Source organism: Achromobacter sp. GD03932 (genome assembly GCF_029839485.1).
Taxonomy (GTDB): domain Bacteria; phylum Pseudomonadota; class Gammaproteobacteria; order Burkholderiales; family Burkholderiaceae_B; genus Achromobacter; species Achromobacter bronchisepticus_A.
Map to the genome: position 1 here is coordinate 42,546 of NZ_JAOCAT010000030.1, position 22,166 is coordinate 64,711.

Genomic DNA, 22,166 nt, shown 5'->3' on the forward strand with positions numbered 1-22,166 from the left:
TCAGGCGCCGCGAACAGGTCAGGCTGCTCCACCGGCCACCTCCAGGATCGCCTGCGCAGCCAGCGCGGGCGTGTCGCGCAGCAGCTCCTGATGCAGGGCGGTAAAGCGGGCTTCGATGCGCGCCCTGCCCGCGTCGTCGGTCAGGGACGTCCAGGTCGCCTCCGCGAGTTTCTCGGGCGTGGCATCGTCCTGCAGCAGCTCAGGCACGGCGAAATCGCGCAGCAGCACGTTCGGCAGGCCCACCCAGGGCAGATAGGGACGCTGCTGGCCGGACTTCCAGGCCATGATGCGGCGCATCCAGGGCGACAGCACGTAGGAAATCACCATGGGCCGCTTGTACAGCGCCGTTTCCAGCGTGGCCGTGCCGCTGGCCACCAGCACCGCCGTGGCCGCTTCCATGACGGACCAGGCGACGGGCGCCTGGCGCTCTCCGCCCTCGCCGTGCAGATCATTCGCGGTGACGCAGCGCAGCCCCGGTACGGGGTACTGGGCCAGAATGGACTGGAACTCCGCGCGCCGCTGGTCGTTGACCATGGGGACGACGCATTGCAGGGCCGGGTCCTTTTTCTGCAGGATCTGCGCGGCTTGCAGGAAGCGCGGCGCCAGCAGACGAATCTCGGACGAGCGGCTGCCCGGCAGGATCGCCAGCACGCGCGCATTCTGGTCGATGTCCAGGCGCGCGCGCGCCGCGGCGCGGTCCGGCTGCATGGGCACGGCCCCGGCCAGCGGATGGCCCACATAAGTGACCGGAATCCCTTCCTTGCGGTAGATCTCTTCCTCGAACGGGAACAGCACCAGCATGTGCGATACCGACTCGCGGATCTTGTGGATGCGCTCATAGCGCCAGGCCCAGATCGACGGCCCAACGAAGTGCACCGTGGGCGTGCCTGCCTGGCGTAGCTGGTGCTCCAGCCGCAGATTGAAGTCCGGCGCGTCGATGCCGACGAACACGGCGGGCGGCTCCGCCAGCCAGCGCCGCTTGACGTCGCGATAGGTGCCAAGCAGGCTGGGCAGGCGCTTGAGCGCGTCGACATAGCCGAACACGGTCAAGGCATGCATGGGGTGCCAGGTATCGAAACCATGGGCCTGCATCTGCGGCCCGCCGATACCCTCGCAGCGTACGCTGGCGTCGCGCGCTTGCAGACCGGCAATGATGCGACCAGCCAGCAGGTCGCCCGAAGGCTCGCCGGCCACCATGCCGATCCGAGCGTTCATGGGCGGATGATGCCGCGGCTTGCGACGTCCAGGAAGTCGAGCAGGGTCTGCAGGTGCGGGGCCACCTCGGGCTCCGCCTCTTGGCGGGCGCGCAGTTCGGCCCGCGCCGCGTCCAGGGACAGGCCACGGCGGTAGATGATCTTGTAGGCGTCGCGCAGCGCCGAAATGTCGGCGGCCGTAAAGCCGCGGCGCTTCAGCCCTTCGACGTTGACGCCCACCGGACGGCACGGATTGCCCGCGGCCAGCACGAACGGCGGCGTGTCCTGCATCAGGGAGCTGTTGCCGCCCGTCATGCTGTGCGCGCCGATGCGCGAAAACTGGTGCACGCCGGTCAGGCCGCCCACGATGGCCCAATCGCCAACATGGACGTGGCCGCCCAGCTGCACCGAATTGGCCAGGATGGTGTTGCTGCCGATGTGGCAATCGTGTGCAACGTGCACGTACGCCATGACCCAGTTGTCGTCGGCAATCGTCGTGACGCCGCCGTCCTGCACGGTGCCCGTGTTGAGCGTGACGAATTCCCGGAACGTATTGCGGTCGCCGATTTCCAGGCGCGTAGGCTCGCCCTGGTACTTCTTGTCCTGCGGCATGCCGCCAATCGAGCAGTACCGATAGAAACGGTTGTCGCGCCCGATGGTCGTCACCCCGTCCACCATGCAGTACGGGCCGATCTCGGTGCCCGCGCCTATGGTCACGTTGGGACCGATGGTCGCGAACGGACCGACCACGACGGTCGGGTCGAGCTTTGCCGCCGGATCAACGACGGCGGAGGGGTGAATGTTTCCTGCCATTTACTCTTCCAGGCTGCGAATCGCGCACATCAGCTTGGCCGAAGCGACTTCCTGGCCATCCACCGTCGCGCGCGCTTGGTACTTACAGATGCTGCGGCTCAGGCGTTCGGCTTCGACCTCGATGCGCAACTGGTCGCCCGGCACCACGGGGCGGCGGAAACGCGCGCCGTCGATGCCGACCAGGTAATACGCGGTCTTGGAACCTTCGCACTTCAGCCCGCCATTTTCGTCGGTGAACGAGAACAGGGCGGAGGCCTGAGCCATGGCTTCCACGATGAGCACACCCGGCATCACCGGGTGGTGCGGGAAATGGCCGTTGAAAAACGGTTCATTGATCGAGACGTTCTTGATGGCCACGATGGACTTGCCAGGCACCATTTCGACGACGCGGTCAATCAGCAGCATCGGATAACGATGCGGCAGTCTCTCCATGATCCCCTTGATGTCGAGTTCCATTTTTCTATGCTTTCCTGCGAAGTAAAGTAATCATGCGGCGCGGACGCGCCAGGGGCGGCAGTGCGCCGCCCTAGTCTTTTTCCAGCGTCCGCACGCGCCGGCGCAATTGCGCCAACTGTTGTATCACGGCGGCGTTGCGCTGCCATTCGCCATGTTCCGCGTACGGGAAGACCCCGGTATAGCGGCCAGGCTTCGAAATGCTGGACGTCACCGCGGTGCCGCCGGAAACATGCACATCGTCGCCCAGCGTGAGGTGCCCGGACAGCATGGCGGCGCCGCCTATGGTGCAGCGCTCACCGATAGTGGTCGAGCCGGCCACGCCCACGCAGGCCGCAATCGCGGTATGCGCGCCGATCCGGCAGTTGTGCGCCACCATGATCTGGTTGTCCAGCTTCACCCCGTCGGCCAGGACGGTGTCTTCCAGCGCGCCCCGGTCAACGGTGGTGTTGGCGCCGATTTCGACGTCGTCACCGACGGTCACGCCGCCGAGCTGCGGAATCTTGCCCCAGGCGCCCTTGCCCAGCGTGGGATCGGGCGCGAAGCCGAAGCCGTCCGCGCCCAGCACCGCGCCGCTATGGATGATGGCGCGCGCGCCCACCTTGACCCCGTCATACAAGGTGACGTGGGCGTACAGGCGGCTGCCGGGACCGACGGACGAGCCTGCGCCGATGACGCAGCCAGGTCCGAGCACGGTATCGCGGCCAATGCGGGCGCCGGATTCGACGACGCAATTCGGGCCGATGCGCACGCCTTCTTCGATGATGGCGTCAGCAGCGACCACGGCGGAAGGATGCGTGGATGCGGGCAGCTCGGGCCGTCTCGCGGCATCGAACCATTGCGCCACGCGGGCATAAAGCAGATAGGGATGCTGACAGACGACCAGCGCGAATGGCGGCCGGGCGTTGCCCTCGGCCTCCAGAGCCTGCGCCACGTCCGGCGAGACGATGACCGCCCCCGCCTGCGTGGCGCCTAACTGGCTCTGGTAGCGGGGGTTGGCCAGGAAAGCGATTTCCTGCCGACCCGCCGATGACAGGGTTCCGATGCCGCAGACCCGCATGGGGTCCGCGCCGGGAACCGCGCTGATACGCCAGTCCATCCCCTGGGTGTTGGCGGCGCTCAACAGTGTTTCCAGCGTTGGCGCGCGGGCAAGATCCAGTAGAACCGGCATAACGTGACGGGTGCTGCTTACTTGCCCAGGCTCTGGATCACCTTGTCGGTGATGTCGATGCGCGGGTTGACGGTCACTGCGTCCTGGATGATCAGGTCGTAGCTTTCCTGTTCGGCGATGCGCTTGATGGCGTCGTTGGCCTTCGTCACGATGCCCGAGAACTCTTCGTTGCGGCGGCGGTTGAAGTCTTCCTGGAACTCGCGGCGCTTGCGCTGCAGGTCGGTATCCAGGTTGGACAGTTCACGCTGGCGCTTGACGCGATCGGACTCCGACAGGACAGGCGCGTCCTTGTCGAACTTCTCGGCTTGCGAACGCAGGCTGTTGTTCAGGCGCTGAAGCTCATCGTCGCGCTTCTTGAATTCGGCTTCGATCTTGCTTTGCGCAGCCTTGGCCGGACCCGACTCGCGCAGGATCCGCTCGGTATTGACGAAACCGATCTTCGTGCCTTGGGCCTGCGCGGGAATCGCAGCAGCCGAACCGAGAATGAGCGCACCTACCAGGGCAATGGAGCCGCCCAGTTTGCCGCGGCGCATGGTGCGCAGCGATTTCGAGGTTTTAAGTGCGGAATCAGACATCATGAAAATCTCACCTTCCAGTAAGGCAAAGCCAAAGTGTGTATTGTGCCACTAAACAGCAAGGGAGCCGGCCGTACGCCCTTCTCCCTTGTTTTCAAGCGTAACGAGGCGCTTAGAAACCGGTCCCGATCTGGAACTGGAAGCTTTGCTTGTCGTCGCCAGGCTTCGAATTGAGCGGACGCGCATAAGACAACTGCAGCGGCCCCATCGGCGACTGCCACGACAGCCCGATACCTGCCGAGAACCTCCAGCCGCAAGGATCCTCGACCTCGCTGCCAGGCTTGCCGCCGGTGCATTGCAAGCCGCTGCCCGACGAAACCTGGCCGGCATCCGAGAAGATGAACCAGCGCAAGGTGCGGTCCTTCGAGGCGCCAGGGAACGGCAGGTAAAGCTGCGCGTTGGCGATGACGCGCCGCGTACCGCCCAGGTAGTCGCCCGTCTTCGTGTCGCGCGGACCCAGCGACGAGCCCTCGTAGCCGCGAACCGTGCCGATACCGCCGGCATAGACGTTCTTGATGACCGGGTAGTCCTTGCCGCCGTAGCTCTGGCCCCAATCGACCATGCCGTTCAAGGCCAGGGTGTAGGAGCCGCCCAGCGGCACAAAGTACTGTTGCTGAGCCGTCAACATCGTGTACTTCAGGTCCACGGTCGACAGGTCCGCCTTCAGGCGGGTGTAGCCGCCCTTGGTCGGCGCCAGGCCGCTGTCGCGGGTATCCTTGGTCCAGCCGGTGGTGAAGATCACCGAGTTGGTCGAATCGCCGTAATCGTTGACGAATTTCTCGTAGGCTGCCGGCGAGTTGTTGAACAGATCGATCTGGTTGCGTTCGAAGTTCGCGCCCAGCATGATGCGGTCATACTCGGAAATCGGCACGCCGAAGTTCATGCCCAGGCCCATGGCCTTGACACGGTAGTCGCCGTCGTTGTTGTTCCAGGGCTCGGTCACGCGGTAGTAGGCGGACGTGGTGCGGCTGATGCCGTCCTTGGTCCAGTACGGGTCGGTGTGCGACAGCACCACGGCGCGGTTGGTCTTGCTGGTGTTCAGCTGCAGGGTCAGGTTGGTGCCGCTGCCAAAGACGTTGTCTTCGCTGATACCGGCCGACAGAATGGCCTTTTCGGACGAGCCGTACCCCACGCCCAGGTTGATCATGCCGGTGGGCTTTTCCTTGACGTCGACGTTGACGTCGACCTGGTCGGGCGAACCCGGGACCGGATCGGTCTTGACGTTGACGTCGCTGAAATAGCCCAGGCGGTCGACGCGGTCGCGCGAGGTCTTGATGTCCTTGGCGTCGTACCAGGCGGCTTCCTGCTGGCGCATTTCGCGGCGCACGACTTCGTCGCGGGTGCGGGTATTGCCGCCGATCTGGATACGGCGCACGTACACGCGGCGGCTGGGGTCGACGTAGAACGTCAGGTCGGCCTCATGCTTGGCGCGATCCAGCTGCGGGTTCGGGTTGACGTTGGCAAACGCGTAGCCCAGTTCGCCCAGGTAGTCGGTGATGGCCTTGGCCGAGCCGTTGGCCTTGGCGGCCGAGAACGTCTCTTCCGGCTTGATTTCCAGCAGCGCGTTGATTTCCTTGTCCAGGCCCAGCAGATTGCCGGCCAGCTTCACGCTGCGCACCTTGTAAGGCTCGCCTTCGTGCACGGTAATCGTGATGCGGATGTCCTTGCGGTCCGGCGAAATCGTGACCTGCGGCGGCTCGACCGAGAACTCGAGATAGCCGCGATCCAGGTAGAACGAGCGCAGGCGCTCCAGATCGCCCTCGAGCTTTTCGCGCGAGTACTTGTCGGTATCCGTATACCAGGTCAGCCAGCCCGGCGTGGTCAGCTTGAACTCGTCGAGCAGATCGCTTTCGGAGAAAGCCTTGTTGCCCACGAAGCGGATTTCCTGGATGCGCGCGACCGAGCCTTCGAACACGTCAAAGCTCACGCCCACGCGGTTGCGCGGCAGCGGGGTCACGGTGGAAGTCACTTCGATGCCGTACTTGCCCTTGGACAGGTACTGCTGCTTCAGTTCGTATTCGGCGCGCTCGAGCATGGAGCGGTCGAAGATGCGGCCTTCGGCGAAGCCGACCTGCGCCAGCGACGTGGTGATCGCCTTGGAGTCGAACTCGCGCATGCCGTTGAAGTTCACCGACGCAATCGTGGGGCGTTCCTGCACGACCACCACGACGACGTTGTTGTCCGTCTGGATCTGTACGTCGGTGAAAAAGCCTGTGCCGTACAAGCGGCGGATGGCTTCAGTGGCTTCTTCTTCGGTGAACTTTTCGCCCACTTTGACGGGGAGATAGCCGAAGACGGTGCCGGCGTCAGTTCGTTGAATACCCTCTACGCGGATATCCCGCACGACAAAAGGGTCGAAGGCGTGGGCGATGGCCGGAACCAGCAGTGCGGCGATCAAACCCGGCAGTACACCCTTTTTGTGATGAAACATCCGGCGAAAAGACATCCTTGAGTATCCTCGGTCGTGCAAATGGCGGGGGATTTTATGCTAAATCGCGTTCAAGTGAACAAACGCGTGAAATCATTGAACAGCGCAAGCCCCATCAGGCTTGCCAATAAACCTATGCCGGCGCGCTGTCCGATATCGATCCACCTTGCTGGCGGCGGGCTACCCCGCACAATTTCGACGAGATAGTACAGCAGATGGCCACCGTCCAGCATGGGAATGGGCAGCAAATTTAGTACGCCCAGGCTGATACTGATCAAGGCGATATAAGCGATGTACGCAACAATTCCGATTCTGGCGGTCTGGCCGGCGTAATCCGCGATGGTCACGGGACCGCTGACATTGCGCCAGGAAACGTCGCCCGTGACCATGCGCCCCATCATGCGCAGGGAGAACCAGGCGGTGTCCCAGGTGCGCACGGCGCCCTTCCACAGGCTTTCGAATACGCCGTAGCGCACGGTCACCATGGGAATGTCGCCGCCCAGCTGGACGCCCAGGCGGCCTATTACCTGGCCGTTGACCGTCTCGGCACGGGGCGTGACGTTCAGGGAAACATTGGCGCCGTCGCGCGCCAGGGTCATGGCCAGGGTCTTGCCGGCGCTTTCCTGGATCTGCCGGACCAGCGCGCTGGTGTCCGGGGTGGGAACGCCGTTCACGGCCAGCACCAGGTCACCCGCCCGCAGGCCGGCCGCCTGCCCTTCGCCGCCGTCGTTGACGACGCGCACAGCGGGCTTGGGCTGGGCCAGGCGCACGCCGGCTGCGGCCAGCGGGTCGCCGCCAGCCGGATCCATCGTGTTCGACGGCAGCACCAGTTCGCGCTGCTGGACCGCGCCCGCAGGCGTCTTGACCTCGATCCTGGCGCTGCCGCCGGTAGCCATGACGTCCATCAGGCGCCAGCGCGCGTCGGACCAGGAGGCCACCTCTTCGCCGTCGATGGCCAGGATGCGGTCGCCCGACAAAAGGCCGGCGCGCGCGGCCGGCGTGTCGGCCGCGGGCTGGGCGATGACGGCCACGGGCTCTTCGGTGCCGGCCATGTTCAGGCCGGCGTAGAGGAAGACCGCGAGTATCAGGTTGAAAATGGGGCCGGCGGCGACGATGGCGATACGCTGGCCGACGGGCTTGCTGTTGAAGGCCCCTGCCACTTCCGCCGGGCTCGCGCCGGCGGGAGGATCGTCCTGCATCTTGACGTAGCCGCCCAGCGGCAGGGCCGAAACAGCCCATTCCGTGCCGTGGCGGTCGGTGCGGCGCAGGATGACCTTGCCGAATCCCACCGAGAAGCGCAGCACCTTCACGCCGCACAGACGGGCCACCCAATAGTGCCCCAGTTCATGGAAGATGATCAGGGAGCCAAGCGCAACCGCAAAGGCCAGCAGGGTGAAAAGCATCGGAATCGGAGAAATCTAGGAAATCAGAGGCAGGCGAACGGTGGCGACCGAGCCTGCGTCAGGCCAGGCCCAGGTTGCCCGCGAAGACGCGCGCGTCGGAATCAAGCGCGAGCACGTCGTCAAGACTGTTGAGCGTAACAGATGCTTGCCGCGCCTGCCACTCCAGGGAAGCCTCGATTACCCGCGGAATCCAGGTATAGGGCAGCCGACCGCTCAGGAAGGCCTCCACGGCGATCTCGTTGGCGGCGTTCAGCGCCACGCAGGCTCCCTGCCCGGCGCGCAGCGCCGCGAACGACAGGGCCAGGCACGGAAAGCGGGCCAGATCCGGCTTTTCGAAGTCCAGCCGCCCCAGGCGCGTCAGGTCCAGCGGACCGACGCCGCTGTCCAGGCGTTCGGGAAAGCCCAGGCCGTAGGCGATGGGCGTGCGCATGTCGGGCTGGCCAAGCTGAGCCAGCACCGAGCCGTCGTCGTACTCGACCATGGAATGCACCACGCTCTGGGGATGCACCACCACCTCGATGCGGTCAGCAGGCATCGCGAACAGCCAATGCGCCTCGATCACCTCCAGGCCCTTGTTGAGCATGGTGGCGGAATCGACCGAGATCTTGCGGCCCATGCTCCAGTTGGGATGAGCGCAAGCCTGGGCCGGCGTCACATCGTGCAGGTCTTCCAGGTCGCGTCCGCGGAAAGGGCCGCCGGAGGCGGTCAGCAGCAGACGGCGCACGCCGGGCGCCGGGCGATCCGGCGCGACGGCTCGCCCGCCATGAGGCAGGCATTGGAAAATGGCGTTATGTTCGCTGTCGATAGGCAGCAGTTCGGCGCCGTTGTCGCGTACGGCCTGCATGAAGAGCGAGCCCGCGGCAACCAGCGCTTCCTTGTTGGCCAGCAATACGCGCTTGCCGCTGCGGGCGGCCGCCAGGGCAGCGGGCAGTCCCGCAGCCCCCACGATGGCCGCCATGACGGAGTCGCATTGGGGATCGGCGGCGGTATCGGCCAACGCCTGAGCGCCGACCCGGATTTCCGGCATGGGCTGGCCGTCCGCCCATGCGGCAATGAATTTCTCGCGGGCCGCCGAGTCCGGCACCACCACCACGGCAGCGCGGCTGGCCTGCGCCTGCTCCGCCAAGCGCGCCATCCGGCTGTACGCCGACAGCGCGTAAACCGCCAGGCGCTCGGGGTGGCGGGCGATCACATCCAGCGTGCTTTCACCGATCGAACCGGTCGATCCCAGCACGACGACGCGTTGAAAAGCCGTCAAAACAACACTCCAGACAAAAGTAGCGCAAACGGCGCGACCGGGAGAATCGCGTCGATGCGGTCATAGACCCCGCCGTGGCCAGGCAGCAGCGTGCTGGAATCCTTGCGGCCGGCGCGCCGCTTGAGCAGCGATTCGAACAGGTCGCCCACGATCGACAGCACGCCGAGCACGGCGGCAATGGGCAGCGCCAGCCAGAAGCTCCAGCGCTCGACCAGCGCATGGCCGTAAGTGCCTTCCCACAGGCTGGAAAGACCGATCCAGACCACCGCGCCCAGGACGCCGGCGACCGCGCCCGCGACCGTCTTGCCCGGGCTGACCCGCGGGGCCAGTTTACGCTTGCCAAAGGCTCTGCCGGCAAAATAGGCGGCAATGTCGGCGACCCAGACCAGCGCCAGCAGCGACACCACGAAACCGGCGCCATGCGCCACGAACATCTGCGCCAGCACGGCCCAGGCGGCAAACGCCGCGGGCACGGAAAAAACCGACCAGCCCAAGCTGGCGGGAGGCGCATCGGAGCGCCCGCGCACCACCGCCGTCAGACCGCCGAACAGCCAAACCGCGGCCACCGCCGGCACCACGTAACGCAGCACCCAGACGGGATCCGCGATGCCGGCATTCTGCCCCGCGAGCCAGGCGGACGCCAACGCCAGCATGCCCCCGAACAGCAGGACGGCGACGCCGACGGCAATGAGAGGGGAAGGCGGTTGCGGCAGGGTCAGGCGCAGCCACTCCCAATTGGCGCAGGCGGCAGCCAGGGCCAGAAGCGCAACGAACCACCAGGGGTTCGCGCTGACCATCGCGGCGGCCAGAACGGCCAACAGAACGACTGCGGTAACGATACGCTGGCCCAACATTTGACGGTCTCCTCGTGTACAGCCCTGGAAAGACGCGCTAGTCGCCGTCCGTTTTATTACGCGCCGTTTTCGCTGACTTGCGCGCTGGTACGGCCAAAGCGGCGTTCGCGCGTGCGGTACCAGTCAAAGGCGGCCGCGAGCTCGGCGGCGCCGAAATCCGGCCAGTAGCGATCCGTGAAGTAGAACTCCGCGTAAGCCATCTGCCAGATCAGGAAATTGGAAATGCGCTGTTCGCCGCCGGTGCGGATGAACAGATCGGGTTCTGGCGCCCAGGACATGGACAGATGGCGCGCCAGGCGCTCCTCGTCCACCAGCTGGGGCTGGGTGGCCAGTGCGGGCTCGGCGGCCAGCATGGCGCGGGTCGCCTGCAGGATGTCCCAGCGACCGCCATAGTTGGCGGCGACCGTCAGGTGCAGGCGGTCGTTGTGGGCCGTGCGCTCCTGGGCCGCGAAGATCAGCTCCTGCAAACGGGGCTCGAAGGCCGACAGGTCGCCGATGACGTGCAGGCGCACGCCCTGCTCTTCCAGCTTGCCGATCTCGCGCTCCAGCGCCTGCACGAACAGGCGCATGAGCAGCGACACTTCCTCGGCCGGACGGCGCCAGTTCTCGGAACTGAAGGCGAACAGGGTCAGATAGCGCACGCCGGCGCGGCCGCAGGCCTCGACCACGCGCCGCACCGCCTGCACGCCCTTGGCGTGGCCCGCGGTGCGCGGCAGCAGCCGCCTAGTCGCCCACCGGCCATTGCCATCCATGATGATGGCCACGTGCTCGGGAATGTCGCGGGTAGCGGGAACCGCCTGGGTCGAACTGGTTGCCATTGGTCTGGGGCTGCGCGCGGTGAAACGGCGAAAACGGAATTACGTGAAGAAAAGCCTGCGCCGTCGTTCCACCGCTAGGCAGCAAGGCTGCGAATCAATGGACAGGACGGCGCTCAGGCAGGATATCCCGGTCGCCAGGGAGATAGGGGCTAGCCTGTCACCCTGACGGCATCCAGGAATTATACGGTCATGATTTCCGCTTCTTTCTGCGTGACCATCTTGTCGATGTCAGCCACGCTGCGGTCGGTCAGCTTCTGGACGTCGTCCTGCGAACGGCGTTCGTCGTCCTCGGAGATTTCCTTGTCCTTGACCAGCTTCTTCAGCGCTTCGTTGGCTTCGCGGCGCAGGTTGCGCACGGCCACCTTGGCGTCCTCGCCTTCGCTGCGGACCACCTTGGTCAGGTCGCGGCGGCGCTCTTCGGTCAGCGCAGGCATCGGCACGCGGATCGTGTCGCCCATCGACATGGGGTTCAGACCCAGATCCGATTCGCGGATCGCCTTTTCGATCGCGGAGGCCATGCTCTTCTCGTAGGGCTGCACGCTGATGGTGCGGGCGTCCACGAGGTTCACGTTGCCAACCTGGCTGATCGGCACGGGCGAGCCGTAGTACTCGACCTGCACGTGGTCCAGGATGCCGGTGTGGGCGCGGCCCGTACGGATCTTGGCCAGGTTGGTCTTGAGCGTGTCAAGCGACTTGGCCATCCTGGCTTCGGCGGATTTGCGGATTTCTGCGACGCTCATGGAATTTCCTTTTCTTTAGACGTGTACCAAGGTGCCTTCGTCTTCGCCGCTGACGACCCGCTTGAGGGCGCCGGACTTATTGATCGAAAACACTTTGATCGGCAGCTTCTGGTCACGGCACAGCGCGAAGGCGGTGGCATCCATGACTTCCAGCCGGCGGACGATCGCTTCGTCGAAGCTGATGCGCGAGTAACGCGTGGCGGTGGGATCCTTGTTGGGATCCGCGCTGTAGATGCCGTCGACCTTGGTGGCCTTCAGCACGATCTCCGCCCCGATCTCGGCGCCGCGCAACGCAGCAGCCGTGTCCGTGGTGAAGAAGGGATTGCCGGTACCTGCCGCGAAGATGACGACCTTGCCCTCTTCGAGGTAGCGCAGCGCCTTCGGGCGGATGTACGGTTCGACGACCTGATCGATATTCAAGGCCGATTGCACGCGGGTGTCGACACCCTTGTGCTTGAGCGCGTCTTGCAGCGCAAGCGCGTTCATGATGGTGGCCATCATGCCCATGTAGTCGGCGGTCGCGCGGTCCATGCCCTGCGCGCCCGGGGCGACGCCACGGAAAATATTGCCCCCGCCGATGACGATGGCCAGCTCGACGCCCGTGGCGGCGACTTCAGCGACCTCATCGGTCATGCGGACGATGGTGGAGCGGTTGATGCCGAATGCATCGTCGCCCATCAGCGCCTCGCCGGAAAGTTTGAGAAGAACCCGTTTGTATGCTCTGCTGCTCATAGGTGATATCCCGAAGAACAATCCGACGAAAGTGTAAGACAAGAAATAGGCCGGACTAGAATTTAATCTAGCGCCGGCCCTTAAGCACTACCCTGGGTCAGGCGCGGCCGGCGGCGGCAGCGGCGACCTCAGCGGCGAAATCGCTGGTCTTCTTCTCGATACCTTCGCCGACAACGAACAGCACGAACTTGCTGATCGAAGCGCCCTTTTCCTTGAGCATCTGCTCAACGCTGTGCTTGTCGCTCTTGACGAACGGCTGCGACAGCAGGGTGACTTCCTTCAGGAACTTCGCGACCGAGCCTTCGACCATCTTGGCGACGATGTCAGCCGGCTTGCCCGATTCGGCGGCCTTCTGTTCGGCGACCGAGCGTTCGGCGGCGATGTCGGCGGGGTTCACGCCGTCGGCGTTCAGAGCCTTGGGCTTGGTGGCGGCGATGTGCATCGCCAGATCCTTGCCCACTTCTTCCGCGCCGGTGTATTCAACCAGCACGCCGATCTTGCCGCCGTGCACGTAGCTGGCCAGCGCATTCGGGGTCTCGATGCGCTCGAAGCGGCGGATCGAGATGTTTTCGCCGATCTTGCCGATCAGGGCGGTGCGGGTGCTTTCAACCGTGCCGTCGCCGTAGGGCAGCGCCGACAGGGCTTCCACCGTGGCGGGGTTCTGCGTGGCGACCAGTTCGGCCAGCTTGTTCACGAAGCCGACGAAGTCGTCGTTCTTGGCGACGAAGTCGGTTTCGCAGTTGATTTCGATGACGGCGCCCTTCTTGGCGTCGGCGGAGATGAACAGACCGATCAGGCCTTCAGCGGTGACGCGAGCGGCAGCCTTGCTGGCCTTGTTGCCCAGCTTGACGCGCAGGATTTCCTCGGCGCGGGCCAGGTCGCCCTCGGCTTCCGTCAAGGCCTTCTTGCACTCCATCATGGGCGCGTCGGTCTTTTCGCGCAGTTCCTTGACCAGGGCAGCGGTAATTTCAGCCATGTTTGCTCCAATTTGCTAGAACATGCCCCGGCGCACCGGGACAGTGGTTTGATTCGATGGGACATCCGCGACTAGCGGATCAGGAAGATGGGAGCCCACCTTCGCATTGCCGGCGAGGCGGGAGCGGACCGATTTCGGCACCGCTCCCAGACGCTAACCGCCGGACATGACAACAGGCTTAGGCCTGGTTGTCCTGCACTTCGACGAACTCTTCCTGGCCTTCGCCCAGTTCTTCGACCAGACCGTTCAGGTTCTGTTCGCGGCCTTCCAGCACGGCGTCGGCGATGCCCTTGGCGTACAGCGCGATGGCCTTGGCCGAGTCGTCGTTGCCGGGGATGACGTAGTCGATGCCTTCGGGCGAGTGGTTGGTGTCAACCACGGCGACCACGGGGATACCCAGGGTCTTGGCTTCGGCGATGGCGATCTTGTGGTAGCCGACGTCGATCACGAAAATGGCGTCAGGCAGACCGTTCATGTCCTTGATGCCGCCGATCGACTTGTTCAGCTTTTCCAGTTCGCGCTGGAACAGCAGGCCTTCCTTCTTGATCATGCGCTCGGCGCCGCCTTCGGCGACAACGGCTTCCATGTCCTTCAGGCGCTTGACCGAGGTCTTGACCGTCTTGAAGTTGGTCAGCATGCCGCCGAGCCAGCGGGCGTCGACGAAGGGCATGCCGCAACGGGAGGCTTCAGCGGCGACCAGCTCGCGGGCAGCGCGCTTGGTGCCGACGAACAGGATGTTGCCGCCGCGAGCAGCCAGCTGCTTCACGAACTTGGTGGCTTCCTGGTACTTATCAACCGTCTTTTCCAGGTTGATGATGTGAATCTTGTTGCGATGGCCGAAGATGAAGGGGGCCATCTTGGGGTTCCAGTAGCGGGTCTGGTGACCAAAGTGGACACCCGCTTCCAGCATTTCGCGCATCAAAGACATAACTTTCTCCAAGGGTTGATTTCTTGCGCCGCACCTGCATCAGCCTTTGACTGACACCCTGGGTGGTGTTGCGCGCGATTTCCCGCAAATGCGGGATGACAAAATTTTAACCGGGCCGACCGATCACTGCCGCAATAACTACGACGCCCTGGGGCGCCTTCTACTACGCTGCCGCGATAAACCCAGACGGCCGCCACGACCAAGAGCCTTGCACCGCTTGCTTGCAGGCGCTTTTCCAGACCCACCAGGAATTTCCTGGAAGTTTCCGGCGGTTTCCCGAAAGCGCACCCGGACCTGTTTTGTTGGCGGCGAAATCCAGCTCTGGAAAATCCAGCTCTTCGCGTTCAAGCAAGGGTTTTTTACACCCAGACTTCAGTTCGACCGCGCATCAGACCATCGGGGCATTTCTTAAGAAAACACGAACGTTTTCAAGAACTTAAGCCGACATCCACACCGAGTCCAAACCCTGAGCCTGCATCGCCGCTCTAAAACATGACCGGGCTTACAAGCACGCCGCGTCCCCAGCCTGGCGCCTGCTCCGGATTTGCCGCTATCCCCGCCCGCCCGACTGGTTTCCTGTTCGCGTATCCACCCACGGAATCAACGGCCTGCCCGATTTCGCTCCACAACCTTCGCTTGCGGTGAAACTTCAGGGCGCGCCGCCGATCACTATGAAAGGACCCGCTGCCAGAACAACTGCCGGGTTTGCGAGGCATCGGTTCCGCTGCCTGCACCCGCCGGGTTCAGCCTTTGCCGTAACCCGATTGCTCCCCAAAATTTTAGGGAAGCCTATAATTCTACTATTCTTTCAAGCAGACATTCAAGCGAGACATCGCCAAGCTATTCCATGGGCACTATCACCAATCAAGCCGACCTGGCCAAGATGCGCGCCGCCTGCCAGGATGCGGCCAAAGTCCTCGATTTCATCACGCCTTACGTCAAGCCTGGGGTCACCACCGGGGAGCTGGACCGCCTCTGCCTGGAGTACCTGACCGATGAACTGGGCGTGAAATCCGCCACGGTGGGCTATGCGCCCCCGGGCTATCCGCCCTTCCCCGGCGCCATCTGCACCTCGGTCAACCACCAAGTCTGCCATGGCATCCCGGGCGATAAGGTGCTGAAAAACGGCGACTCGCTGAATATCGACGTCACCATCATCAAGGATGGCTGGTTCGGTGACACCAGCCGCATGTACGCGGTAGGCGAACAGTCCATATTGTCGCGCCGCCTGACCGAGATCACCTTCGAATGCATGTGGAAGGGCATCCAGCAGGTGAAAAACGGGGCCACGCTGGGCGACATCGGCAACGCGATCCAGAAGCACGCCGAGGCCAACGGCTTTTCAGTGGTGCGCGAGTTCTGCGGCCACGGCATCGGCCAGCGCTTCCACGAAGACCCGCAGGTGCTGCACTATGGCAAACCAGGTACGGGCGTGAAGCTGACGACGGGCATGCTGTTCACCATCGAACCCATGATCAATGCCGGACGCCGCGAGATCCGCCAGCTGTCCGACGGCTGGACGGTCGTCACCCGCGACCACAGCCTGTCGGCCCAATGGGAGCATGCTGTCTGTGTCACCGAGACCGGCTACGAAGTATTGACCCTGTCGCCAGGAATGCCCAAGCCGCCCGCCTTCGTCACCGAACCCCTGGTCATCCCAGCCGTCTGATACACAAGCTTAGCCACCATGACCGCCGCCATACTCAGCGCCCTGCGCGAACGCATCCAGGAAGCCCGGCGGACCGCGGTGGCGCAATTCCGCACGCACCTGCGGCCGGACACCCTGCTGTCCGAGCTGCGCCGCATCGTCGACGCCGCGCTGCGCGACCTGATCAAGCATTGCCCGCTGCCCGCCGGCGCCACGCTGGCGGCCGTGGGCGGCTATGGCCGGGGCGAGCTTTACCCGCACTCCGACGTGGACCTGCTGATTCTGCTGCCGCACGCGCCCACGCCCGAGGACGAGTCGGCCATCGAGAAGCTGGTGGCCTCGCTGTGGGACCTGGGCCTGGAGCCCGGCCATAGCGTACGCACCATCGAGGACTGCGAACGCGAGGCGGATGCCGATATCACCGTGGAAACGGCTCTGCTGGAATCCCGCTGGCTGGCCGGCAGCCGCACGCTGATGAAGGCCTTCGAAGCCGCGACCAAGTCGCGCCTGGACCCGCGCGCTTTTTTTCGCGCCAAACGCGTCGAAATGCAGCAGCGCCACGCGCGCTACCAAGACACGCCCTATGCGCTGGAGCCGAACTGCAAGGAGTCGCCGGGCGGACTGCGCGACCTGCAGGTCATCCTGTGGATGGCCCGGGCGGCCGGCTTTGGCAACAGCTGGCGCTCCGTGGCGCAGGCCGGCCTGCTTACTTCGTCCGAGGCGCGCGACCTGCGCAAGGCCGAACAAGCCTTCAAGCGCCTGCGCATCGAATTGCACCTGCTGGCGAACCGGCGCGAAGACCGCGTGCTGTTCGACCTGCAGCCCGCCCTGGCCGAGGTCTACGGCATCCACGCCACCGCCACCCGCCGCGGCAGCGAACTGCTGATGCAGCGCTACTATTGGGCGGCGCGTCTGGTGACGCAGCTAAACGGCATCCTGGTGCAGAACATCGAGGAACGGCTGTTCCCGCGCCCGGATAGCGACGCGCGCGACATCGACGACGACTTCCGCAATCTGCGGGACCGCCTGGACATCATTCGCGACGACGGTTTCGAGCGCAATCCCACCCTGCTGCTGCGCGCCTTCCTGGTGATGCAGCAGCACCCGGAACTGACCGGCATGTCGGCGCGCACGCTGCGCGCCATCTGGCATTCGCGCCACCGCATCGACGCGCAGTTCCGCCGCAACCCGGTCAACCGCAAGCTGTTCCTGCAAATCCTGCAGCAGCCGCGCGGCATCGTGCACGAGCTGCGGCGCATGACCATGCTGAACATCCTGCCGCGCTATCTGCCGGTATTCCGCCGCATCGTCGGCCAGATGCAGCATGACCTGTTCCACGCCTACACCGTGGACCAGCACACGCTGGCGGTGGTGCGCAACCTGCGCCGCTTCACCATGCCGGAGCACGCCCAGGAATATCCGCTGGCCAGCCAGCTGATCGCCGGCCTGGACCGGCACTGGCTGCTGTACGTGGCCGCGCTGTTCCACGACATCGCCAAGGGCCGCGGCGGCGACCACTCCGAGCTGGGCGCGCGCGAAGTGCGCAAGTTTGCCCAAGACCACGGCATGGAGCCCGAGGACACCAAGCTGGTCGAGTTCCTGGTCCGCCAGCATCTGCTGATGTCGGCCGTGGCGCAAAAGCGCGACCTGTCCGATCCGACCGTGGTGCAGGACTTCGCCGCCACCGTGAAGGACGAGCGCCATCTGACAGCGCTGTATCTGCTGACGGTGGCCGATATCCGCGGCACCAGCCCCAAGGTCTGGAACGCCTGGAAGGGCAAGCTGCTGGAAGATCTTTACAAGCTGACGCTGGCCGCCCTGGGCGGCGCCCATGCCGACGCCCACACTGTCCTGACCGAACGCAAGGAAGAAGCCGCCCGCCTGACCCGCTTGGCGGGCCTGCGCGACGACGCCCGTGAGGCCTTCTGGAACCAGCTCGACGTGGCGTACTTCCTGCGCCACGACGCCTCGGACATCGCCTGGCACACCCGCCACCTATACCACCAGGTCGCGCCGGCGCAGGCGGTGGTCAAGGCCCGCCCGACCGAACACGGCGAAGGCCTGCAGATCATGGTGTACACCCGCGATGCGCCCGACCTGTTCGTGGCGATCTGCGGCTATTTCGACGCCAAGTCGCTTTCCATTCAGGATGCCCGCATCCACACCACGCGCCACGGCTGGGCGCTGGACAGCTTCATCGTGCTGCTGCCGGAAGGCGCCAGCGACCTGCGCGCCCAGGCCACCCTGGTCGAACACGAACTGGCCGAACGCCTCAAGGACCCGCACGCCGCCGCCTTGCAGCAGCCCGCTCGCGGCGGCTACTACAGCCGCGGCCGCCAGTCCCGCGTGTCGCGGGTGTTCCCGGTCATGCCGCAGGCCGAACTGCAGCCCGACGAGCGCAGCACCTCCTGGCGCCTGTCCGTGACTGCCACCGACCGGCCCGGCCTGCTGCACGCCCTGGCCCGCGTCTTTGCCAGCCACGAGGTGAACCTGCTGATGGCCAAGATCATGACGCTGGGCGACCGGGTCGAAGACGTCTTCATCGTCGACGGCACCGCGCTGACGCGCCCGCGCAGCCAGATGCAGTTCGAGCGCGACGTCCTGGACGCCCTGGCGGGCGAGGAAGCCCAGCAGCGCGCCGCCTGACCGCGGGCGCCCGGCATCGCCAGCGCCGCCGGGACCGCATACAATCCCGGTTTTCGGCCAGGCGATGCCCTCCCCATGGAGCTAAACGATTATCTGCGCGTTTTCGGTACCAGCTTCTTTTTCGCGCTGGCTACCCTGTTGCCGTTCCTCAACCCGCCCGCGATCGCGCCGATCTTCCTGTCGCTGACCGAGGGCGCGTCGTCGTCCACCCGGATGGTGCTGGCCAAGCGCGTGGCCATCAATGTCTGCCTGATGCTGATCGTCGCCATGGTCGCGGGCAACGTGCTGCTCAGCTTCTTCGGCATTTCGCTGTCCATCGTGCGAGTCGGCGGCGGCATGCTCGTGATCGCCAGCGCCTGGCGGCTGGTGAATTCACCCGACGCCGACACCGAACGCGTGGCGCGCATGGCCGAGTCCTTCACTCCGGAAATGGCCAAGGCCCGCGCGTTCTATCCCCTGACCTTCCCCATCAGCTGCGGCCCCGGATCCATCGCCGCGGCCATCACCGTGGGGGTGTCGCTGCGCGACCAGAACCACGTGCTGAGCCTGCTGCGGCTGGGCGGATCGATTCCGGGCATCATCGTCGTGTCGGTCACGCTCTACATCTGCCTGCGCTTTGCGGCGCAGATGCTGCACCGCCTGGGCGACAATGGCACCGCCGTGTTCATGCGCCTGTCGGCCTTCATCATGCTGTGCCTGGGCGTGCAGATCTTCTGGGAAGGTTCGCGCGAACTACTGCTGGGCGTGTTGCAGCAAGTGATGCAACCAATTCCGATTCCCAAGGCCTAAGCCTGGCTCGGGGCCGAGTCCGCCCCCTTTTCCAACCCTTGCAAAGCAACAATGACCTCTCGCTCAGAACGCCTGCTCCGCCTGATCGCCCTCTTCTGCTTCGGCGCCGTCGGCCTCGCCCTGGTTTCCCAGCATGTCTTCGACATGCCTCCCTGCGCCTGGTGCGTCATGCAGCGCCTGATCTACCTGGTGATCGGCCTCATCGCGCTGGTGGGCGGATTCGGCGGCGGACGCGCGCTGACGCGCCTGTGCGGCGCACTCGCCGCGCTGCTGTCCCTGGGCGGCATCGCGGCCGCCTGGTATCAGTACAGCGTAGCGGCCAACATGCTGTCCTGCGACCAGACCTTCGCCGACCGCTTCATGACGGGCATCGGCCTGGAAAGCGCCGTGCCGTGGCTGTTCGGCATCTATGCCACCTGCATGGACGCCAAGGTGCCGGTGCTGGGCATCGAATACGCACTGTGGAGCCTGGCGCTCTTCGTCATCATCTTTTTCATGGCGCTGCCGGTCGTATTCCGGCGCGGCGGGTCGCAGTAACCTCCTCTTCCCGATGCCGCCTGCAGTCTTGCGGGCGGCAGCCAAACGCCGGGCTGCCTGACCACGCCCGCCTCGATCATGTCCACCCTGAAATACCTGACCGGATACCCGGAATCCCTGCTCGCCCAGGCCCAAAAGCTGCTCGACCAAGACAAGCTGGGTCCGGCGCTGCTGGCGCGCTATCCCGCCGGCCCTCATGGCGTGCGCACCGACCGGGCGCTCTATCAGTACGTGACGGACCTGAAGAACACTTATATGCGCAACGGCGACCAGATCAACAAGGTCGCCTTCGACAGCAAGATCCATGTGATCCAGCATGCGCTCGGCCAGCACACCTACATCTCGCGCGTGCAGGGCGGCAAGCTCAAGGCCAAGCATGAAATCCGGGTGGCGACGCTGTTCAAGACCGTGCCGGCAGAGTTCCTGAAGATGATCACGGTGCATGAGCTGGCGCACCTGAAGGAAAAGGACCACAACAAGGCCTTCTACAACCTGTGCCTGCGCATGGAACCGCAGTACCACCAGTACGAGTTCGACTTGCGGTTGTATCTGACGCACCTGGAGGCGACACGCGAAACCTTGTGGAAGGCGGCGGCCTGATATCCCTGGGCAAGCGCTCGGTACCCCGCAATAAAAAATGCCGTCCCGAAGGACGGCATTTTTCTTGCCACCAGACAGACGCGTCAGGCGTCGCTGGCGGCGTAGCCCATGTTGAACTGCAGGCCGCTGGCCCCGCCTTCCTCGCCCGGTTCGCCACGGGACTGGCCCAGGCGAGCCAAGTACTCGGGGGTGATGTCGCCCGTAACATACTGGCCGTCGAAGCAGGACGCCTCGAAGCGCGACAGCTTGGGATTGATATCCCGGACCGCCTGCTGCATGTCGTGCAGGTCCTGGTAGACCAGCGAGTCGGCGCCGATCGCGCGGGCGATTTCCTCGTCGGTGCGGCCGGTGGCGATGAGTTCGCTCTGCGTGGGCATGTCGATGCCGTAGACGTTCGGGAAGCGCACCGGAGGCGCCGCCGAGGCGAAGTAGACCTTGTTGGCGCCGGCGGCGCGGGCCATGTCCACGATCTCGCGGCTGGTCGTGCCGCGCACGATGGAGTCGTCCACCAGCAGCACGTTCTTGCCCTTGAACTCCATGCCGATGGCATTGAGCTTCTGGCGCACGGACTTACGGCGCACGGCCTGGCCCGGCATGATGAAGGTGCGGCCCACGTAGCGGTTCTTGATCAGGCCTTCGCGATAGTCCAGGTTCAGCCGCGCGGCCAGCTGCATGGCGGCGGGACGCGAGGAATCCGGAATCGGCATGACCACGTCGATATCGCCCAGGCGCATGTTGCGCGCCACCTTGTCGGCCAGGTACTCGCCCATGCGCAGACGGGCGTCGTATACCGACACGCCGTCGATCAGCGAATCCGGACGCGCGAAATACACGTATTCGAAAATGCAGGGGACCAGTTGTGGATTGTCGGCGCACTGGCGGCTGACGAAGCGGCCGTCCAGGTCGATGAACACGGCTTCGCCGGGCTCGACGTCGCGCACGAAGGCAAAGCCGCTGCCTTCCAGCGCCACGGATTCCGACGCGACCATCCACTCCACGCCCTCTTCGGTTTCCTGACGGCCGATGCACAGCGGACGAATGCCGTTGGGATCGCGGAAGGCCAGCAGGCCGTAACCGGAGATCTGCGCCACCACGGCATAGGCGCCGCGCACGCGCTTGTGCAGGGCCGACACGGCGCGGAAGATCGCGTCGTCGTCCAGCGACACGCCGCTAGCCGCCGATTGCAGCTCGTGCGCCAGCACGTTCAGCAGGACTTCGGAATCGGAGTTGGTGTTGATGTGGCGGCGGTCGACGCGGTAGAGCGATTCGCGCAGCTCGCGCCAGTTGGTCAGGTTGCCGTTGTGGGACAACATGATGCCGAACGGCGCGTTGACGTAGAACGGCTGGGCCTCTTCCTCGCTGGCGCTGGAGCCCGCGGTGGGATAGCGGACCTGGCCGACGCCCGACGTACCCGGCAGCGCGCGCATGTTGCGCGTACGGAAGACGTCGCGCACCAGGCCGTGCGCCTTGTACATATTGAATTGGTTGCCTTGCGATGTCGCGATGCCCGCGGCGTCCTGCCCGCGATGCTGCAACAGCAGCAAGCTGTCATAGAGCAGCTGGTTGACCGGCCCGCGCCCGATGACCCCTACGATTCCACACAT

The 22,166-nt window shown here is 64.8% G+C and carries 21 protein-coding genes; 6 read left to right on the forward strand and 15 right to left on the reverse strand.

From position 1 onward, the window contains the following. Window positions 1-18: 18 nt before the first annotated feature. From lpxB to rpsB, 14 genes are all read right to left on the reverse strand, one after another. Window positions 19-1,215, reverse strand: a complete 1,197-nt coding sequence (lpxB, locus tag N5C88_RS24510; protein WP_280016414.1) for a lipid-A-disaccharide synthase — start codon at window positions 1,213-1,215, stop codon at window positions 19-21. After that, a complete protein-coding gene (gene lpxA / locus N5C88_RS24515; RefSeq protein ID WP_280016415.1) occupies window positions 1,212-2,006 on the reverse strand; it encodes an acyl-ACP--UDP-N-acetylglucosamine O-acyltransferase in 795 nt (264 codons plus the stop codon). The genes lpxB and lpxA overlap by 4 nt, the downstream gene beginning before the upstream one ends. Continuing rightward, window positions 2,007-2,462, reverse strand: a complete 456-nt coding sequence (gene fabZ / locus N5C88_RS24520) for a 3-hydroxyacyl-ACP dehydratase FabZ (protein WP_008167730.1) — start codon at window positions 2,460-2,462, stop codon at window positions 2,007-2,009. Between the two features lie 70 nt (window positions 2,463-2,532). Next, entirely contained in the window at window positions 2,533-3,630 is a 1,098-nt protein-coding gene (gene lpxD / locus N5C88_RS24525; protein WP_118933669.1) for a UDP-3-O-(3-hydroxymyristoyl)glucosamine N-acyltransferase, read from the reverse strand. Between the two features lie 17 nt (window positions 3,631-3,647). Further along, on the reverse strand, window positions 3,648-4,208 hold the full coding sequence (locus tag N5C88_RS24530; protein WP_059380345.1) for an OmpH family outer membrane protein: 561 nt from the start codon (window positions 4,206-4,208) through the stop codon (window positions 3,648-3,650). Between the two features lie 109 nt (window positions 4,209-4,317). After that, window positions 4,318-6,651, reverse strand: coding sequence for an outer membrane protein assembly factor BamA (gene bamA / locus N5C88_RS24535; protein WP_059380346.1), 2,334 nt, complete (start codon window positions 6,649-6,651; stop codon window positions 4,318-4,320). Window positions 6,652-6,704: 53 nt separating this feature from the next. Continuing rightward, on the reverse strand, window positions 6,705-8,036 hold the full coding sequence (gene rseP / locus N5C88_RS24540; protein WP_118933668.1) for an RIP metalloprotease RseP: 1,332 nt from the start codon (window positions 8,034-8,036) through the stop codon (window positions 6,705-6,707). Window positions 8,037-8,094: 58 nt separating this feature from the next. Then, a complete protein-coding gene (locus tag N5C88_RS24545; RefSeq protein ID WP_280016416.1) occupies window positions 8,095-9,294 on the reverse strand; it encodes a 1-deoxy-D-xylulose-5-phosphate reductoisomerase in 1,200 nt (399 codons plus the stop codon). After that, the gene (locus N5C88_RS24550) at window positions 9,291-10,148 is read right to left on the reverse strand and encodes a phosphatidate cytidylyltransferase (RefSeq protein WP_118933666.1); all 858 of its coding nucleotides are present in this window, start codon (window positions 10,146-10,148) and stop codon (window positions 9,291-9,293) included. The genes N5C88_RS24545 and N5C88_RS24550 overlap by 4 nt, the downstream gene beginning before the upstream one ends. 56 nt (window positions 10,149-10,204) lie before the next feature. Continuing rightward, window positions 10,205-10,966, reverse strand: a complete 762-nt coding sequence (gene uppS / locus N5C88_RS24555; protein WP_118933665.1) for a polyprenyl diphosphate synthase — start codon at window positions 10,964-10,966, stop codon at window positions 10,205-10,207. 179 nt (window positions 10,967-11,145) lie between these two features. Continuing rightward, window positions 11,146-11,706 carry a ribosome recycling factor gene (gene frr / locus N5C88_RS24560; RefSeq protein WP_059380351.1) on the reverse strand — a complete coding sequence of 187 codons (561 nt, stop codon included), beginning with the start codon at window positions 11,704-11,706 and terminating at the stop codon, window positions 11,146-11,148. 15 nt (window positions 11,707-11,721) lie between these two features. Beyond that, the gene (gene pyrH / locus N5C88_RS24565) at window positions 11,722-12,438 is read right to left on the reverse strand and encodes a UMP kinase (protein WP_013393440.1); all 717 of its coding nucleotides are present in this window, start codon (window positions 12,436-12,438) and stop codon (window positions 11,722-11,724) included. Between the two features lie 97 nt (window positions 12,439-12,535). Continuing rightward, window positions 12,536-13,414 (reverse strand): translation elongation factor Ts, encoded by an 879-nt coding sequence (gene tsf / locus N5C88_RS24570; RefSeq protein WP_059380352.1) that lies wholly within the window; start codon window positions 13,412-13,414, stop codon window positions 12,536-12,538. A gap of 178 nt (window positions 13,415-13,592) precedes the next feature. Beyond that, window positions 13,593-14,342 (reverse strand): 30S ribosomal protein S2, encoded by a 750-nt coding sequence (rpsB, locus tag N5C88_RS24575; protein WP_054456717.1) that lies wholly within the window; start codon window positions 14,340-14,342, stop codon window positions 13,593-13,595. A gap of 46 nt (window positions 14,343-14,388) precedes the next feature. Between rpsB and N5C88_RS24580 the strand changes: the two genes are divergently transcribed. The 6 genes from N5C88_RS24580 to N5C88_RS24605 all read left to right on the forward strand — a co-directional run bounded on the left by N5C88_RS24580 (window position 14,389) and on the right by N5C88_RS24605 (window position 20,562). Further along, window positions 14,389-14,754, forward strand: coding sequence for a hypothetical protein (locus N5C88_RS24580; RefSeq protein WP_280016417.1), 366 nt, complete (start codon window positions 14,389-14,391; stop codon window positions 14,752-14,754). Between the two features lie 435 nt (window positions 14,755-15,189). After that, window positions 15,190-16,011, forward strand: coding sequence for a type I methionyl aminopeptidase (gene map / locus N5C88_RS24585; RefSeq protein ID WP_059380353.1), 822 nt, complete (start codon window positions 15,190-15,192; stop codon window positions 16,009-16,011). Between the two features lie 18 nt (window positions 16,012-16,029). Further along, entirely contained in the window at window positions 16,030-18,636 is a 2,607-nt protein-coding gene (locus N5C88_RS24590; protein ID WP_251880471.1) for a [protein-PII] uridylyltransferase, read from the forward strand. 75 nt (window positions 18,637-18,711) lie between these two features. After that, window positions 18,712-19,425 carry a MarC family protein gene (locus tag N5C88_RS24595; RefSeq protein ID WP_059380355.1) on the forward strand — a complete coding sequence of 238 codons (714 nt, stop codon included), beginning with the start codon at window positions 18,712-18,714 and terminating at the stop codon, window positions 19,423-19,425. 51 nt (window positions 19,426-19,476) lie between these two features. Then, the gene (locus tag N5C88_RS24600) at window positions 19,477-19,962 is read left to right on the forward strand and encodes a disulfide bond formation protein B (RefSeq protein ID WP_280016418.1); all 486 of its coding nucleotides are present in this window, start codon (window positions 19,477-19,479) and stop codon (window positions 19,960-19,962) included. A gap of 78 nt (window positions 19,963-20,040) precedes the next feature. Further along, on the forward strand, window positions 20,041-20,562 hold the full coding sequence (locus N5C88_RS24605) for a YgjP-like metallopeptidase domain-containing protein (protein ID WP_280016419.1): 522 nt from the start codon (window positions 20,041-20,043) through the stop codon (window positions 20,560-20,562). 83 nt (window positions 20,563-20,645) lie between these two features. Here the strand turns inward: N5C88_RS24605 and purF are convergent, their stop codons facing one another. Further along, window positions 20,646-22,166, reverse strand: a complete 1,521-nt coding sequence (gene purF / locus N5C88_RS24610; RefSeq protein ID WP_059380358.1) for an amidophosphoribosyltransferase — start codon at window positions 22,164-22,166, stop codon at window positions 20,646-20,648.